Source organism: Flaviaestuariibacter amylovorans, assembly GCF_039541815.1.
Lineage (GTDB): Bacteria > Bacteroidota > Bacteroidia > Chitinophagales > Chitinophagaceae > Flavisolibacter > Flavisolibacter amylovorans.
In genome coordinates, this window is record NZ_BAABGY010000001.1 from 282,482 (window position 1) to 298,706 (window position 16,225).

Below are 16,225 nucleotides of genomic sequence, written 5' to 3' on the forward strand. Positions count from 1 at the left end.
CTTTTTGTCGTAACGGGTAAGGTTAATCGCTTAAAAACAGCAAATCACCGAAAATGGGACCAGCCAGTTGTAGTTCGTGCCGTAGTTTGTTAGACAAACAGTCTGCTTATGAGCGTACGCCTTCGTCGTTCAACCCCATCCCCGGTGGTCGCGCTCGACACGGCTCCGGCACCTTTCCTGTTCACCGGCAACGAATTCGGCGATCCGATCTGCGTGCTCCACAAGGACGGGCGCCTCTGCTTCGTCAATGAAGCGGCTGCCACCCTGTTCGGCGGCACCGCCGGCTCGCTGCAGGATCAATCCTTTTTCGACCTGCTGCCAGAAGCCGACCGCCCCGCCGCGCACGTTGCATTCACTTCACTTGTCAGCGGACAGCCGCAGGCCTCTTTTCTGTCGGGCGTTCTGAAGCGCGGTCGGCTGCCCGTGGTGTACGATTGGCTGCTGCGCCGCGACACGGCACGCGGGCTGCTCGTCGGCACGGCCCGGTTGCTGCCGCATATGATGCCCGCCGAACTCCTGCGCGCAAAGCAGGAAGCCGAAGGGCGCATCCGCCACCTCTTCGACCTGATCGAGAGCATCGCAGACGGCTTCTTCGCGATGGACCGCGAGTGGCGCGTTACCTATTTCAACGCAACGGCCGAGCGCCTCACCGGCAAGCCCCGCGAGGAGATCATCGGGTGCCGGTTCTGGGACGTGTACCCCATGGCCATCGGCTCCCTGGCCTGGGAGCGCTACCACTGGGTACTCGAGCACAACGAGCCGGTCTCCTTCGAATTCTTTTCGCCCCATTTCCAGCGCTGGTTTGAAACGAACGCCTATCCTTCCAGCGACGGCCTTTCCATCTTTTTCCGCGACATCACGGCACGTAAGCAGGTGGAGGATGAGCGGCGCCTGCTGTCGCTGGTGGCCGAAGAAACGGTGAATGCCGTGATCATCACCGATGCCGGCGGTCGGATCGTGTGGGTGAACAAGGCATTTACAGGGCTTACCGGGTACGGCCTGGACGAAGCGGCCGGTCAGAAACCCGGCGACCTGCTGCAGGGCCCTGAAACGAGCCCGAAGACGGTCGAATACATCCGCCGCCAAGTGCGGCAACAACAGCCCTTTCATTGCGAGCTGCTCAATTACAGCCGCTCCGGCCGCGCCTACTGGACCGAGCTTCGCGGTCAGCCGATCTTCGACACGGACGGTAAGCTGGTGCAATACTTCTCGATCCAGACCGACATCTCCGAGCGGGTGGACCTGCAACAGATGATCATCAACCAGCACATCGACATCCAGAAAGAGCTGAACGAAGCCGTGCTGCGTACCCAGGAGCGCGAGCGCACGGAGGTGGGCAAGGAGCTGCACGACAACGTCAACCAGGTCCTCACCGCGGCGAAGCTCCACGTAGAGAGCATCCGCTACCAGCCCGAGCAGGCCGCGCACTATGCCGGAAAGGGAACCGTGCTCATCCAGCAGGCGATCGACGAGATCCGCTTTCTCTCGAAGCAGCTCGTGACGCCGCCGCTCCAGGAGCTGGGCCTGCGCGCCGGCATCGAGGAGCTCCTCGACCAGTACCGGCAGGTAAAGCATTATGAGATCGAGCTGCACTGGAGTATCTGCGAGGATAAGCTGCTCAAGGAGGTGAAGCTCGTGTTGTACCGCATCATCCAGGAGCAGGTCAATAACATCGTGAAGTATGCACAAGCCACGCGGCTGCACATCGCACTCGAGTACGACGGCACCCACCTCAGCCTCGGGGTGAGCGACAACGGTGTCGGGTTTGAGCTGAAAGGGCATTACCACGGCATCGGGCTGGCCAACATCCGCAGCCGCGCGGCGGCATACGACGGCCGCCTGTCCATTGAGTCGTCGCCGGGAAAGGGCTGCTCGCTCAGGATCCTGTTTCCCAAAGAAACCATTGCGCTGCCGGAGTATCGCTGAACACGGGCGTTCGCCCTCCTGGTTCCCGGCATGCACCTCCATTGTACATTTTCGCCGCCCGTCCGGACGGGCGCCTCCGCATGCGGCGGTCCGTATAAATACAAGTGCGCGGCCGGTTAGCGGGGCGCTGCGGCAAGCGGCGTTGCCGCCTGCTGCGCCGGGGGCGATGTAGCTGCGCGCCTGCGGGCGAGGCGTAGGGTGAGCCCGAGTGCTGCCGAGAGGAAGATCACCTGCGCGCAGAGGCCTGCCGGCATCATCGCCGCGGCGAGCGCCGCGCCGGTGCTGCCGTCGGGTGCCCGGAGCTGGAAGAACGAGGGCCCCGTTGCCGCCATGCCGAGTCCTACCACTGCCTGCCCCACGTTGAGCCCGGTATGGATGCCGGTAGGCCATGCGAGCCCGCCCGTGCGGGCCGCAGCGATGCCGAATACGAAGGCCCAGGTGCCGGGTCCCAACAGGGAGCCGAGCACGGGCCAGCCGGTAACGATATGGTACAATGCGAACGCAGCAGCCGTAATGCCCTGTGCGGCCCAAAGGCCGTAGCGCCGCTGTAGCAGCGTAAAGGGATAACCGCGAAACGCGATCTCCTCCATCAGCGCGAGCGGGAAAAAGACAGCAAGGGGAAGCAGCAGCCGGGCGCCCGCATCCGGATGGAGCGCCGGGTAGATGCCGGTGCTGATGTAAATAAGCGGGAGCACTGCCGCCAGCAGCGCGAGCCCAAGCAGCAAGCCTCCCAGGAAGCGCGGTACGGAGTAACGACTCCAGCGCAACCCCGCGTCGGCCCAGCGGTCTTTGCTCCACCGTAATACCGCCAGCGTTGCTGCCAGGGCCGCCACCGTGCCGGTGATGCCGTATGCGAGCCGCTTGCCTTGCCCGGGGAAGAGCGGCGCCGTAAATATGCTGCCTGCAAAGAGCAGCCCGAGGAAGAGCACCCAGAGCAGCACGCACCGGAGCCAGGGGGGCGGTTGCCGCGAAGCGTGGAGGGAGGATATCATAGTGGCGCAGGCGGGTTTATGACAACAAGATAGCGAAGGCGGCGCACAGAAGCGCCGCGCGGATTTGCCGCCGGCCGCTGGGGGCGAGGCTGCGGGCTGTCACATTTTCTTAACACAAATGCTCCGGATTGGCCTCTTTTTACCGCTTATCACCCCGTCCCCGGAAAGCTTCAATCCATCCCCGAATCGCTCCAATCATACACAATCCGGAAGGAACCGGCGCGCATTTGAAGCAACTTACGACAGATTTCGTAATTGAACCGACCAAACGCAACCGTTATGAACAGCAAAACCAACGTCCGGCAGCTTTTTCTCTTTGTATCCCTGCAGCTCCTCGCGCTCGCGGGCTTCGCCCAAGCTGGCAAAAGCAGCATCACCGGCTTTGTGAAAGACAGTAGCAGTGGTAAGACCCTGCAGTATGCCACCGTGGAGCTTTTCGCAGCTGCCCAGCCGGCAAACCCCATCAAAAGCACGTATACCAATGATAAAGGCCGCTTCACGTTTTCCGGCATCGACACCGGCCGCTACTTTGTAACGCTCACCCACACCGGCTTCGCCGAGCGCCAGGAGCGCCTCGAGGTGACGGCCGCCGGCGCCACCGAGCTGAAGGACCTCCTGCTCGCCCCGGGCGGCAAGGATCTCCAAGGCGTGGTGGTGAGGTCGCGCAAGCCGCTCATCGAGCAAAGCGACGATAAGGTAGCCTATAACGTATCGGCCGACCCCGTGGCCAAGACGGAGACTGCCATCGACATCCTCCGCAAGACGCCCTTCGTGGCCGTGGACGGCGATGGCAATGTGACCGTGAACGGGCAGAGCAACTTCAAGGTGCTGCTCAACGGCCGCGAGACCGCCATGTTTGCGCAGAACGTGAAGGAAGCGCTGAAGGGCTTTCCGGGCGCGCTGATCCAGAAGATCGAGGTCATTACGTCGCCTTCCGCCAAGTACGACGCCGAGGGCGTGGGCGGCATCATCAACATCGTTACACAAAAGAAAGTGGTGGGTTACAATGGCTCGCTCAATACCTGGTACTCCACCAACGGCTGGTGGAACGCCAACGCCAACTTCTCCGCCAAGTACGGCAAGATCGGCTTCACCATGTACTACGGCTCGGGCGGCGGCATCGACGTGCCCTTCCTCAACCGTACAACTACAACTCCCTTCGTTCAGAACCCGGCCTTCACGAAGCGCGAGCTGTATGGCAAGCGCACCATGAACAACTTCTGGAACTTCGGCAACTTCGAGCTGAACTACGAGCTCGACACGCTCAACACGATCTCGGTTTACGGCAATATCTCCGGCGGCAACAACCGTAATATTACGGACCAGACCATCACCACCTCTTATGCTGGCGGTCGTGACTCGGTAAGCCTGTATGACCTTACGAGCCGCAACGAGTATCCCACCAAGAGCGTCGGCGCCGACTATGTGCGCAAGTTCTCTTCGAACAAGGAGCGCGAGTTCAGCCTCCGCAGCAATGCCGAATTCGGCAACAGCAACACCTTTCTGAACTCGGTGCAGGACAACCCCGTGACCGACGATCGCTACGTGATCAACAACAGCGAAGCCGTGAATCGCCAGTACACCGTGCAGGCCGATTACGTGCACCCCATGAAGAACAACCAGAAGCTCGAGGGCGGCATCAAGACGATCCTGCGCCGTGCCTCGTCCGACTTCGAGAGCCTGGACCGCAGCACGCCGGTGGAGGCTTACAAGTTGAACCCGGCCAACACCGACTTCTTCAACTACGACCAGGAAGTGTACAGTGCCTACGCTACGTATTCGTTCAAGGTAAAGAAGACGACCTTCCGCCTCGGCGGCCGCTTCGAGCACACCAATATTGACGGCGACTTCGCCTCCGGCTCCATGCGCGTTACCCAATCGTACAGCAACTGGCTGCCCAACGTGCAGGTGAGCACGAAGGCCGGCGCCACCAACCTCGTGTTCAACTTCTCGCAGCGAATCCAGCGCCCCTTCATCTGGAACCTGAACCCCTTCAAGAACAACAACGACCTGCGCAATATTTCCTATGGTAATCCCAACCTCCAGCCGCAGCTGATCCACAGCCTGTCGGCGCAGGCCCGCCTCTCCAAGGGCGGTACCTTCTTCGGGCTGACGCTGAACGGTACCTACAGCGACAATATGATCGTGCAGTACAGTACGTTCGACGCGGCCTCGGGCATCACTTCTACCACCTCGGGCAACCTCGGCATCGAAACCGGCCTTAACCTGAGCGGCAACATCAACGCCAAGATCAGCGAGAAGTGGAACGTGTCGCTCAACGGCAACGTGCGCTACGCCCAGGTGAAGAACAAGGCCATGAAGGGCCAGCAAAGCTCGGGCTACGGCGGAAATGCCAACCTGAATACGACCTACCAGTTCTCGAAGAAATTCAACGTATCGGGCTACTGGGGCTACTTCCGCCAGCCGGTGACCTTCCAGACACAGTACCCGATGAACCTTTGGTACGGCCTCGGTGTTGGCTACAAGCTGTTCAATGAGAAGATCAACGTCAATCTCGGCTTGGCCTCCTTCCTCGAGAAGCGCCGCGATTGGGTGACGATCACCAAGGACCCGGCCTTCGAAACCCGCTCCGTATCGAACGCACCCTTCCGTGGACTTTCGGTGGCCGTGAGCTGGAACTTCGGCAAGATGACGGAGAACGTGTCGAAGAAGAAAGGCGTCAGCAACGACGACCTCGTGGGCGGATCGGGTGGCGGACGGTAACCGGGAATCGTGACCCGAAGCCTCGGGTCGGCAATCGTGAATGGGTTTCCCTGGAGGTTCGGTGATCCGGCGACCAGGGATGATGAAAAAATAAATATGACCGGGGTGCCTGTACGGGAGCTCCTCTCTATGTGGATGAATTACAGCGACTTCGCTTTTGGCAGGCAGCAGGGCATCCCATTGTCATCCTGAGCTTGTCGAAGGGTGGCCCGCTTTTTTCATCCCATTCTTCAGAACGTGTTTTTAATTGTTAAAAAGCCTTAAGTACGAAGCCCCTCTCCAGGGGCTTCTCCCATTTGGGGAAAGAACAAATGAACATGGAACAAGGAACAGGGAATAAGGAAGTGGGGCAGCGTCGCCAGGGGCTGTTTCCCATTCCTCTGTTTCGTGTTGCCTGTTCTATTGTTCCCTGTTCCTTATTCCTTGTTCCATTGTTTCCCGGCGGTATTCCCGTCTTGGGCAGATGCATATGATGCGTCTCTACGGCTCCTACCGTTCCGGGATCCCATCCGGCACCGTCCCGACAACACTTCCGAACCTTTCTGAACCCTTCTAAACCTCCTGAACCGCCTAAACCTTTCTCTCGCCTTTCGCCTTAACTTCGCGGACATTTTCAACCCGATTCATGGACAATCGCTATAAAGAGTTCCGGCACCTCAACCTGCCGGCCATCGAAAAAGAGGTGTTGGCGCGCTGGGAGGCAGAGCAAGCGTTCCGCAAGAGCGTGGAAGTGCGGCAAGGCGCAAAGCCCTTCGTGTTCTATGAAGGTCCGCCGAGCGCCAACGGCATGCCCGGTATCCACCACGTCATCTCCCGTACCCTCAAGGACCTCGTGTGCCGCTACAAAACGATGCAGGGCTTCCAGGTGCAGCGTAAGGGCGGCTGGGATACGCACGGGCTCCCCGTAGAGCTCGGCGTCGAAAAGGAGCTCGGCATCACCAAAGAGGACATCGGCAAGACGATCTCCGTGGCCGATTACAACCAGAAGTGCCGCGAGGCCGTGCTCCGCTACAAGGACAAGTGGGACGACCTCACCACAAAGATGGGCTACTGGGTTGACCTCGAAAAGCCCTATATCACCTTCACCAACGAGTATATCGAAAGCCTGTGGTGGTGCCTGAAGGAGCTCTATAACAAGGGACTCCTGTATAAAAGCGTGTCCATCCAGCCCTATTCGCCCGGTGCTGGTACGGGCCTTTCGTCGCACGAGCTGAACCAGCCGGGTACCTACCGTAACGTGAAGGACACGTCGGCAACGGTGCTCTTCAAGGCGGCCGAGGACCGCTTCGGTCAGGGTGCCGACTACTACTATATGGCGTGGACGACCACCCCGTGGACGCTTCCCTCGAACCTCGGCCTCACCGTGGGCCCGAACATCGACTATGCGCTGGTAGACACGTTCAACCCCTATACGCACGAGCGCCAGCAAGTGGTGCTGGCCAAGGCGCTGATCCCCAAGTACTTCAAGGCAGAGAACGAGAATGGCGATTTCGAAGCGTTCGCTTCCCTCCCTCCCGGTGAGGGCAAGGGTGGGGTCCCCTGGAAGATCGTTGCGGAGAAGAAAGGCTCGGAGCTTGAAAATGCTACGTACGAGCGCCTGCTGCCCTTTGAAGCCAACTCCCTTGAGGCCGTTCGGGCCATCACGCCCGATGCGCAGCCCTGGCGCGTGCTCCTCGGCGACTTCGTGACCACCGAAGACGGAACCGGCATCGTGCACACCGCCCCGGCCTTCGGCGCCGACGACTATAAAGTGGGCAAGAAATATGGCATCGGCATCCTCACCCTGGTGGACCGCCAGGGTAAGTTTGTGGATGGCGTAGGACCGTACTCCGGCCGCTACATCAAGGATTACAAGAGCGCCACAGACTACGTGGACGTTAACGTCGATATTTCCGTGGACCTCAAAAAGGAGGGCCGCGCCTTCAAGGTGGAGAAATACGAGCACAGCTACCCGCACTGCTGGCGCACCGACAAGCCCGTGGTGTACTACCCGCTCGACGCCTGGTTCATCAAAACGACGGCCCTGCGCGACCGCATGGTGGAGCTGAATAAGACCATTCAGTGGAAGCCCGCCGCTACGGGTACCGGCCGCTTCGGCCAGTGGCTGGAAAACATGGTGGACTGGAACCTCAGCCGCTCGCGCTACTGGGGCACCCCGCTGCCCATCTGGCGCACCGAGGACGGATCCGAGGAAAAGTGCATCGGCTCGATCGAGGAACTCAATACCGAAATCAGGAAGGCATCCGAGGTCCTGGGCGGCGATACCAACAAGAACTATTTACACGACGGTATCCTGGACTTGCATAAGCCCTATGTGGACGATGTAGTCCTGGTTTCGCCCTCCGGCAAGCCGATGCGCCGGGAGCCGGACCTCATCGACGTGTGGTTTGATTCCGGGGCCATGCCGTATGCGCAGGCGCATTTCCCCTTCGAGAACCGGAAATTCTTTGCCGAAAACTACCCGGCCGACTTTATCGCCGAGGGCGTAGACCAGACACGTGGCTGGTTCTATACCCTGCACGCCATCGCCGCCATGCTGAAGGAGTCGGTGCACGAAGTGCTGCGCCAGGAAGGCGTGGAGGGCGATCTGGACGAGAAGTACCCGGGCCTCGCTTATAAAACGGTGGTTTCCAACGGACTCGTGCTCGATAAGAACGGCAACAAAATGAGTAAGCGCCTGGGTAACGTGGTGGATCCATTCGCGACCATCGACCAATACGGCGCCGACGCCACCCGCTGGTACCTCATCACCAACGCATCGCCCTGGGACAACCTTAAGTTCGACATCGCCGGCATCCAGGAGGTGCAGCGCAAGTTCTTCGGTACCTTATATAATACGTACGGCTTCTTCGTGCTCTACGCCAATGTGGACAGCTTTACCTTTAAAGAAGCACCGGTTCCGGTTTCGGAGCGCCCCGAGATCGACCGCTGGATCCTCTCGAGCCTGCAGACGCTGGTGCAGCGGGTAACAGCGGCCTTCGACGACTACGAGCCCACGGTGGCCGGTCGCCTCATCGAGGACTTCGTGGACGAGCAGCTCTCCAATTGGTATGTGCGCCTCTGTCGCCGACGGTTCTGGAAAGGGGAGTACGAGGGCGACAAGATCGCCGCCTACCAGACCCTGTATGAGTGCCTGGAGACGGTCGTCCGCCTCATGGCGCCGATCTCGCCCTTTTTTGCCGACGAGCTCTTCCGTAACCTGAATGCCGTTACCGGTCGCTTCTCCGAGGCCTCCGTACACCACGTGCTTTTCCCGGTTGCGGACGCTTCGCTCATCGATACCCTGCTTGAGGAGCGGATGGCCGCGGCCCAGGACGTATCGTCGCTCATCCTTTCGATCCGTAAGAAGGTGAATATCAAGGTACGACAGCCCCTGCAGCGGGCCCTGATCCCCGTTTTCAACCCCCTGATGCAGCAGCAGCTGCAAAAAGTGGAGGATTTGATAAAGAATGAAGTAAATATTAAGGAAATTGAATACCTTACCGACACGGAAGGGTTTATCAAGAAGAAGATAAAGCCCAACTTCGTGGCTTTGGGCAAGAAGCTCGGCCCGAAGATGAAAGCCGTGTCGACCGCCCTCAGCGGTCTCGACCAGCATGCGATCGGGCTGTTCGAGAAGGAGGGACGCCTTGCCCTCCCCCTGGAGGACGGGGCCGTGGTCGAATTATTGCTGAGCGAGGTAGAGATCACTTCCGAGGACATCCCGGGCTGGTCGGTGGCATCGAAAGGCGCCCTGACGGTCGCCCTCGACGTCAACCTCACGGAAGCACTGGAGCAGGAGGGTATGGCACGTGAATTTGTGAACCGCATCCAGAAGATCCGCAAGGACAGCGGCTTCGAGGTAACCGACCGCATCGAGGTGACGGCCGGCGCCACGGGCAACCTGGCCACCGCCTTAGCGAACTATAATGATTATATTTGCGCCGAAATTCTGGCAGACAAGCTGGAGCTAACTGACAAAATGAACGGTGGCATAGAGATAGAGGTGAATGAGAAGCCTCTCAGCGTCAACGTTTTAAAAAAGGGGTAACTGTATGGCTACAAAGAAAGCAGCAACGAAGAAAGCCGCTGTAAAGTCGGCGAAACCGGCCACCAAGGCCGCGGCAAAAACGGCCGTGAAAGCACCAGTAAAGCCTGCGCCATCAAAAAGTACCAGTAAATCTGCCCCCGCCAAAGCGGCTCCGAAGAAGGCCGCTCCGGTAAAGAAGGCGGCAACCCCCGCCAAGCAAGCCCCTCCTGCCAGGAAAGCGGCTGCCGCCCCTGCCAAGGCCGCTCCCAAAGCTGCCGTAAAGGCGGCGCCGGCCAAAAAAGCGGCGCCTGCCCCGGCCCCGAAGAGCGCGGCACCCGCACCGGCAGCCAAAAAGGCCGCCGCGCCGGTGAAGCCCGTCGCCAAGGCGACCCCGAAGGCAGCGCCCCCCGCTCCGAAGCAGGCCGAGCCTGCCAAGAAGCCCGCGGTAGCGGCGCCCACCAGCAGCGGGGTAAAGCCTGCCATCAAGCCGCTGGCGCCGACGGCCGCCCGCAAGAAGGCCGAGCCCGAGAAACCTTTTGTCATCCCTAAAACATCAACAACCAAATCTGTGAAGTACGATCCCGAGTTTACCAAGTCTGTGCTGGACGACGGCAAGGGCGCAGGTGGCGGCTCCGCCAGCAACGGCACCGGTCCGTCCCAGCGCTACTCCGACGCCGAGCTGCAGGAATTCCGAGAGCTGATCAACCGAAAGCTGGACACGGCCAAGAAAGAGCTCGTGTACCTCCAGGGCCTCATCACCCGCAAGGATGAAGGCGGCGACCTCGACGAGGGCCGCTACATGACCATGGAAGACGGGTCGATGTCGATGGAGCGTGAGCAGCTGAGCCAGATGGCCTCCCGCCAGATCCAGTTCATCGATCACCTCGAAAAGGCGATCATGCGGATCGAGAACAAGACCTACGGCATCTGCCGGGTCACCGGCAAGCTCATCGACAAGGCGCGGCTCCGCGCGGTGCCCCACGCCACGCTGAGCATCGAAGCGAAAATGATGAATAACAAGTAACCTCTTCAAACCCCGGCAAAACGCCGGGGTTTTTTATCTCAGATCTCGGATCGCAGATCGTTGATCTGTTTTGGATGGAACAGTCCTTATCGGTTTCGATGATAACTTGCCAGTAGGATATAATCTATAGTAAAGCAACCCAGATCACAGATCCGAGATCACAGATCCGAGATCTTATCTTTGGCCCGATATGACGCGCGCCCTTTTCCTCTTTCTGTTCCTGATCTTACTGCAGTCCGCATCCGCACAACTTATTGCCGGCCCCATGCTCGGACCGGTGGAGCTGCGCGAGGCAAGGATCTGGCTCGAGGTGGACGCCGGTGCCCGCAACGTGCAGCTGGTGTATTCAAAAGCCGGGGGGCGCAGCGGCCGCACCGAGAATGCGACCACCCGTACGCTCACCTACCGCGGTGAGCTCGGGAAGGAAGGCAACCCGCTCCAGTTCACGCTCTCCGGGCTCGAACCCGCCACCCGCTACAACTACGGCTTCGTGATCGACGGCAAGCCTGTGCCCGGCGGATCCTTCACCACGAAAGAACTCTGGCAGCACCGCAGGCCCGCTCCCGACTTCTCCTTCCTCACCGGCTCCTGCTCCTATGTGAACGAGCCGGTGTACGACCGTCCGGGCAAGCCCTATGGCGGCGACTCCAGCATCTACGGCTCGATGGCAAAGGAAAAAGCCGCCTTCATGCTCTGGCTCGGCGACAACTGGTATTACCGCGAGGTCGACTTCTTCAGCCGCTCCGGCCTCTGGTACCGCGCGCGCCGCGACCGCAGCCAACCCGTGCTGCAACCTTTCCTCAAAGCCATGCCCCACGTGGCCATCTGGGACGACCACGACTACGGTCCCAACGATGCCGACAAGAGCTATATCCTTAAAGACGAAAGCCGCAAGGTGTTCGAATCCTACTGGCCCAACCCCTCTTGCGGGGAGCGCGGCGAAGGCATCTACACGCTTATGAGCTGGGCCGACGTGGACATCTTTATGATGGACGACCGCTGGTTCCGCAGCGCCAACGATATGAGGGCCACCGACAGCGCCGGGGCCCCAAATCCCGCAAAGCGCATGTGGGGGGCACAGCAGATGGAATGGCTGAAGAATGCGCTGCTGGCGAGCAACGCCACCTTCAAGATCATCGCTACCGGCAACCAGACGCTGAATCCGAAGTCGCGCTACGAGTGCCTGCAGAACTATCCCGTAGAATTCCGGGAGCTGATGCAGTTTCTCACCGATGAAAAAGTGCCCGGCGTCCTCTTTCTCACCGGCGACCGCCACCACAGCGAAGTGATCCGCTGGGAGCGTCCCGGCACCTACCCGCTCTACGACATCACCAACTCGCCGCTCACCTCCGGCGTGAGCCGCGTTACCGGCACACCCGAGGCCGACAACCCCGCGCGCGTGCCCGGCACGCTGGTGGAGCTTCCCAACTACACGCGCATCAGCATCAGCGGCGCCCGTGGCGCGCGGCGCCTGCAGGTGCAGTACCTGAGCGGCGCCGGCAATCCCCTGGCAAACTGGAGCGTCGGCGAATCCGAACTAAAACCCACTACATCGCGATGAACATACATTTCTCGTACGACAAGAAGGCCGTTCTGCAGGCCCTGCGTTTTCATTTCCTGAGCCTTCGCGAGATCCGCCTGATGATCATCGTCGTGAACGTGTTCGCGCTGCTCTCGGCCGTGCTGTTCTATATGAAAAAGATCTACCCACTGGCCTTTCTGCTCGGATCCTTTCTCTGGTTCTCGCTCATGATCGTATTCTGGTTCCTGATGCCGGCGCTCGTGTACCGCCGCAACGATACGTTCAAGGATCACTTCGATATGAACTTCAACGACGAAGGCTTCTCGCTCGGCAACGAGCGTGGTACGCGCCGCTACGACTGGACGCGCCTCTCGAAGTTCATGGAGACGCCCGCCTTCTTTTATTTCTACTTCGATCCCCGCACCTTTTTCATCATCCCCAAGAGCGCCTTCACCGGCACCGACGACGTGCATTCGCTCCGCCAGCTTCTGCGGGAGAAAGTAAAAGTTTAATGTGCTAATGAGTTAATGTGCTGATGTGCTAATAGGAAAAGGTTCAGGAGGGTTCAGGGAGGTTCAGGAAGGTTGCGCAAGCGATGGCCTGCTATCGTTCACTACTATGTAATAAACGAGGCGCCGCATAGCGGCGCCTCTCTTTTATTGGTATCGTAGAACAAGTATTACCCCATTACCCCATTACCCCATTAGCACATTCTTAAAGAGCTTTCTCCATCACATAGTGGGGAATGGTGATCTCTTGGAATTCGGTGCCCTGCTTCCGGTAGCCCATCTTCTCGTAGAAGCCGAGGGCGTTCTTGCGGGCGTGCATGGTGATCTTCTTGTAGCCGCGGTCGCGGGCGAGGTTCTCGGCAAAGGTCATCAGGGCCTTGCCGATGCCTTTGCCCTGCAGGTCGTTGAGCACCGCCATCTGACGCAGGCGCACGGTGTCGGGGGCTTCTTCCACGAGCATGCAGCAGCCAAGCATCTGGTCGTCCTCGTAGGCTGCCATCAGGATGTTGTTCTTTTCCTGCTCCAGTTCATCCTGCTCCAGGTGCAGGCCCAGCGGGCGACGCAGGATGTCCTCGCGGAGCTTTACCATCTGGTCGTATTCCGCACTGCCGTGATCGATGATCTTTAATGCCATTACTGCTTCTTATGGGGCCCTCAATATACAATGTTCCCGGTACCCGCGCAAATGCAGTTCACGGCGATGTGTGACCGGCAAAAAAGCGGGGCTGTGACAAGAAAAAGGAAGGGGGTTGATTTATTCGGAAAACTTCTATTTTTGCACCACTATAACCAAACTTTTACAAAATGTCAGACATCGCAGCAAGAGTAAAAAAGATCATCGTTGATAAGTTAGGCGTTGATGAAGCAGAAGTTACCAATGAAGCATCTTTTACCAATGACCTGGGTGCCGATTCCCTGGACACGGTGGAGCTGATCATGGAATTTGAGAAGGAATTCAACATCTCGATCCCCGATGAGCAGGCCGAGACGATCACTACGGTGGGCCAGGCTGTTTCCTACCTGGAAGAGCACGCTAAATAAAAACACCCCGTAACAAGTACGGTTATCTTATCGCCGCCTTCATGCTTAGCAGGGAAGGCGGTTTTTCTTACAAACAACTAATCAGACACAGGCTATTATGAAGGGTTTTAAACGTGTTGTCGTCACAGGCATGGGCGCGCTGACTCCGTTGGGCAATACCGTTACCGAGTACTGGAACAACCTGCGTAACGGTGTATCCGGCTGCGACGCCATCACGCTGTTCGACGCCTCCAAGTTTAAGACCCGCTTTGCCTGTGAGCTGAAAGGATTCGACGCTACGGCCTTCCTCGACAAAAAGGAAGCCCGTAAGCTCGATCGCTTTGCCCAGACGGCCCTCGTGGCCTCCGACCAGGCCGTGCACGACGCCATGATCGAGAAGGAGACCATGAACCCCGACCGCATCGGCGTCGTTTTCGCCTCGGGCATCGGCGGCCTCATCACCTTCCAGGAAGAAGTGATGAACTTCGCCAAGGGCGACGGCACCCCGCGCTTCAACCCCTTCTTCATCCCGAAGATGATCTCCGACATCGCCGCCGGTCATATCTCGATGCGGCACGGCTTCCGCGGTCCCAACTTCTCGGTGACCTCGGCCTGCGCCTCGAGCTCCAACGCGATGATGGAAGCCCTCAACCTGATCCGCCTCGGCAAGTCCGACATCATCATCACCGGTGGTGCCGAGAACGTGATCTCCGAGGCCGGCATCGGCGGCTTCAACGCCATGAAAGCCCTCTCCGAGCGCAACGACGATCCCAAAACAGCCTCCCGCCCCTACGATAAGGACCGCGACGGCTTCGTGATGGGCGAGGGCGCTGGTGTGCTGGTGTTCGAGGAGCTGGAGCATGCCCTCGCGCGCGGTGCCAAGATCTATTGCGAAGTGGCCGGCGCCGGCGCTACCGCCGACGCACACCACCTCACGGCCCCGCACCCCGAAGGCCTCGGCGCCCGCAACGTGATGCTGCAGGCACTCGAAGACGCGGACCTGCAGCCCTCCGACATCGACTACATCAACACCCACGGCACCTCCACGCCGCTCGGCGACGTAGCCGAGGTAAAGGCCATCCAGGCCGTGTTCGGCGAGCATGCCTACAACCTGAACATCTCCTCCACCAAATCGATGACCGGCCACCTCCTCGGCGCCGCCGGCGTCATTGAGGCCATCGCCTGTATCATGGCGGTGCAGAACGACATCGTGCCGCCCACAATCAACCACGTCACCGACGACCCGGAGCTCGACCCGCGCCTCAATTTCACCTTCGGTGAATACCAGAAGCGCGAAGTGCGGGCGGCCCTCAGCAACACCTTCGGTTTCGGCGGCCACAATGCCTGTGTGATCTTTAAGAAATATTCTGCTTAATTTGCTACAGCGAACCCCGCACTAAAACGTAGCGTACCATTTGTGTCTTTCTGGAAATCCTTCTATAAGAAAAAAGACGGCGAACCTTCTTTCAAAAAGCAGCTGAAAGGCCTGCTGGGCTATAGCCCCGGCAACACCGCGCTGTACAAGACCGCCCTGACGCACCGCTCCGTAAAGGAAACCTCCGACGAAAACAACGAGCGGCTCGAGTACCTCGGCGACGCCATCCTGAGCGCGCTCGTAGCCGAGTACCTCTTCAAGCGCTATCCCTACAAGGGCGAAGGCTACCTCACCGAGATGCGCTCCAAGATGGTGAACCGTACCCAGCTCAACGAGATCGCCATCAAGATGGGTATGAAGAAGGTTACCCTGTTCAACAAATCGGACGCCTCGCTCAAGACGAGCCAGATCTTCGGCAACACACTCGAGGCCCTCGTTGGCGCCGTCTACCTCGACCTGGGGTATAAGAAGACGGCCCGCTGGGTACTGCAGCGCATCATCCAACCACATATGTTCATGGAAGACCTCGAGAACCGCGAGATCAACCATAAGAACAAGCTCTACGGCTGGGCCAACAAGAACGGCAAGAGCCTCGAATTTGAAACCATTGGCGAAAAGCTGGAGAACGGCCGCCGCCTCTTTACCGTTGCCGCCGTGCTGGGCGGCAAGATCATTGCCCAGGGGAAGGCCTTTAACAAGAAGGACGCGTCCCAGATTGCCGCCCAGGCCGCCGTCGAAAAACTGGGAATCGAAAACTCCGACTCCATCGGCAACGGCTATTGATCTTACCTAGGCAATTCCCTTACTCCCCTAAGTATTTTCTCAGCACCACGTGCGCAAAGCACCAGGCAATTGACCGGATGCAGCCGGTAATCAAGGCCTTCCTGTGGCCTTCCGAGGCGTAAAAATGCCCTCAATGAAATTTTTTTTAAATTTTTTTTAGCGTTTCTGACGAGGCGATGAGTCGGGCAAAAGATTAATTATCAATTAGTTACCGCGCACTTATGCAGGTTGGGCAACCTGATTCTCAGTGTTTTTACCATGGGTCTAGGTAGAATCACTTGCATTTTTTAAAAGTGGAATATATCTTTGCCTCCGCAGGCGTTCAAAACGTACCCCCAAAC

11 protein-coding genes are annotated in these 16,225 nt (G+C 58.9%); 9 read left to right on the plus strand and 2 right to left on the minus strand.

Features of this window, described 5'->3' with window-relative positions; genetic code table 11:
- Positions 1-108 precede the first annotated feature (108 nt).
- Positions 109-1,926: a sensor histidine kinase gene (locus ABD937_RS01255; protein ID WP_345252769.1), complete on the plus strand. Its 1,818-nt coding sequence runs from the start codon at positions 109-111 to the stop codon at positions 1,924-1,926.
- Positions 1,927-2,042: 116 nt separating this feature from the next.
- On the opposite strand, the gene ABD937_RS01260 is transcribed toward ABD937_RS01255, so the two are convergent.
- Positions 2,043-2,918 carry a CPBP family intramembrane glutamic endopeptidase gene (locus ABD937_RS01260; protein ID WP_345252770.1) on the minus strand — a complete coding sequence of 292 codons (876 nt, stop codon included), beginning with the start codon at positions 2,916-2,918 and terminating at the stop codon, positions 2,043-2,045.
- A gap of 279 nt (positions 2,919-3,197) precedes the next feature.
- Between ABD937_RS01260 and ABD937_RS01265 the strand changes: the two genes are divergently transcribed.
- From ABD937_RS01265 to ABD937_RS01285, 5 genes are all read left to right on the plus strand, one after another.
- Positions 3,198-5,642, plus strand: a complete 2,445-nt coding sequence (locus ABD937_RS01265; RefSeq protein WP_345252771.1) for a TonB-dependent receptor domain-containing protein — start codon at positions 3,198-3,200, stop codon at positions 5,640-5,642.
- Between the two features lie 625 nt (positions 5,643-6,267).
- The gene (gene ileS, locus ABD937_RS01270) at positions 6,268-9,672 is read left to right on the plus strand and encodes an isoleucine--tRNA ligase (protein WP_345252772.1); all 3,405 of its coding nucleotides are present in this window, start codon (positions 6,268-6,270) and stop codon (positions 9,670-9,672) included.
- Positions 9,673-9,676: 4 nt separating this feature from the next.
- Complete coding sequence (locus tag ABD937_RS01275) at positions 9,677-10,675, plus strand: TraR/DksA family transcriptional regulator (RefSeq protein ID WP_345252773.1); 999 nt, start codon at positions 9,677-9,679, stop codon at positions 10,673-10,675.
- Between the two features lie 190 nt (positions 10,676-10,865).
- Positions 10,866-12,236, plus strand: a complete 1,371-nt coding sequence (locus ABD937_RS01280; RefSeq protein ID WP_345252774.1) for an alkaline phosphatase D family protein — start codon at positions 10,866-10,868, stop codon at positions 12,234-12,236.
- Positions 12,233-12,709, plus strand: coding sequence for a YcxB family protein (locus tag ABD937_RS01285; RefSeq protein ID WP_345252775.1), 477 nt, complete (start codon positions 12,233-12,235; stop codon positions 12,707-12,709). Before ABD937_RS01280 ends, ABD937_RS01285 begins: the two co-directional genes overlap by 4 nt.
- Positions 12,710-12,911: 202 nt before the next feature.
- Here ABD937_RS01285 and ABD937_RS01290 read toward each other — a convergent pair whose 3' ends face one another.
- Positions 12,912-13,340, minus strand: coding sequence for a GNAT family N-acetyltransferase (locus ABD937_RS01290; RefSeq protein WP_345252776.1), 429 nt, complete (start codon positions 13,338-13,340; stop codon positions 12,912-12,914).
- 170 nt (positions 13,341-13,510) lie between these two features.
- On the opposite strand from ABD937_RS01290, the gene ABD937_RS01295 reads away from it, so the two are divergent.
- The 3 genes from ABD937_RS01295 (at position 13,511) to rnc (ending at position 15,884) form a co-directional block, all read left to right on the plus strand.
- Positions 13,511-13,747 (plus strand): acyl carrier protein, encoded by a 237-nt coding sequence (locus tag ABD937_RS01295; RefSeq protein WP_072835589.1) that lies wholly within the window; start codon positions 13,511-13,513, stop codon positions 13,745-13,747.
- Between the two features lie 97 nt (positions 13,748-13,844).
- The gene (fabF, locus tag ABD937_RS01300; RefSeq protein WP_345252777.1) at positions 13,845-15,101 is read left to right on the plus strand and encodes a beta-ketoacyl-ACP synthase II; all 1,257 of its coding nucleotides are present in this window, start codon (positions 13,845-13,847) and stop codon (positions 15,099-15,101) included.
- 42 nt (positions 15,102-15,143) lie between these two features.
- A complete protein-coding gene (gene rnc, locus ABD937_RS01305) occupies positions 15,144-15,884 on the plus strand; it encodes a ribonuclease III (protein ID WP_345252778.1) in 741 nt (246 codons plus the stop codon).
- Positions 15,885-16,225 lie beyond the last annotated feature (341 nt).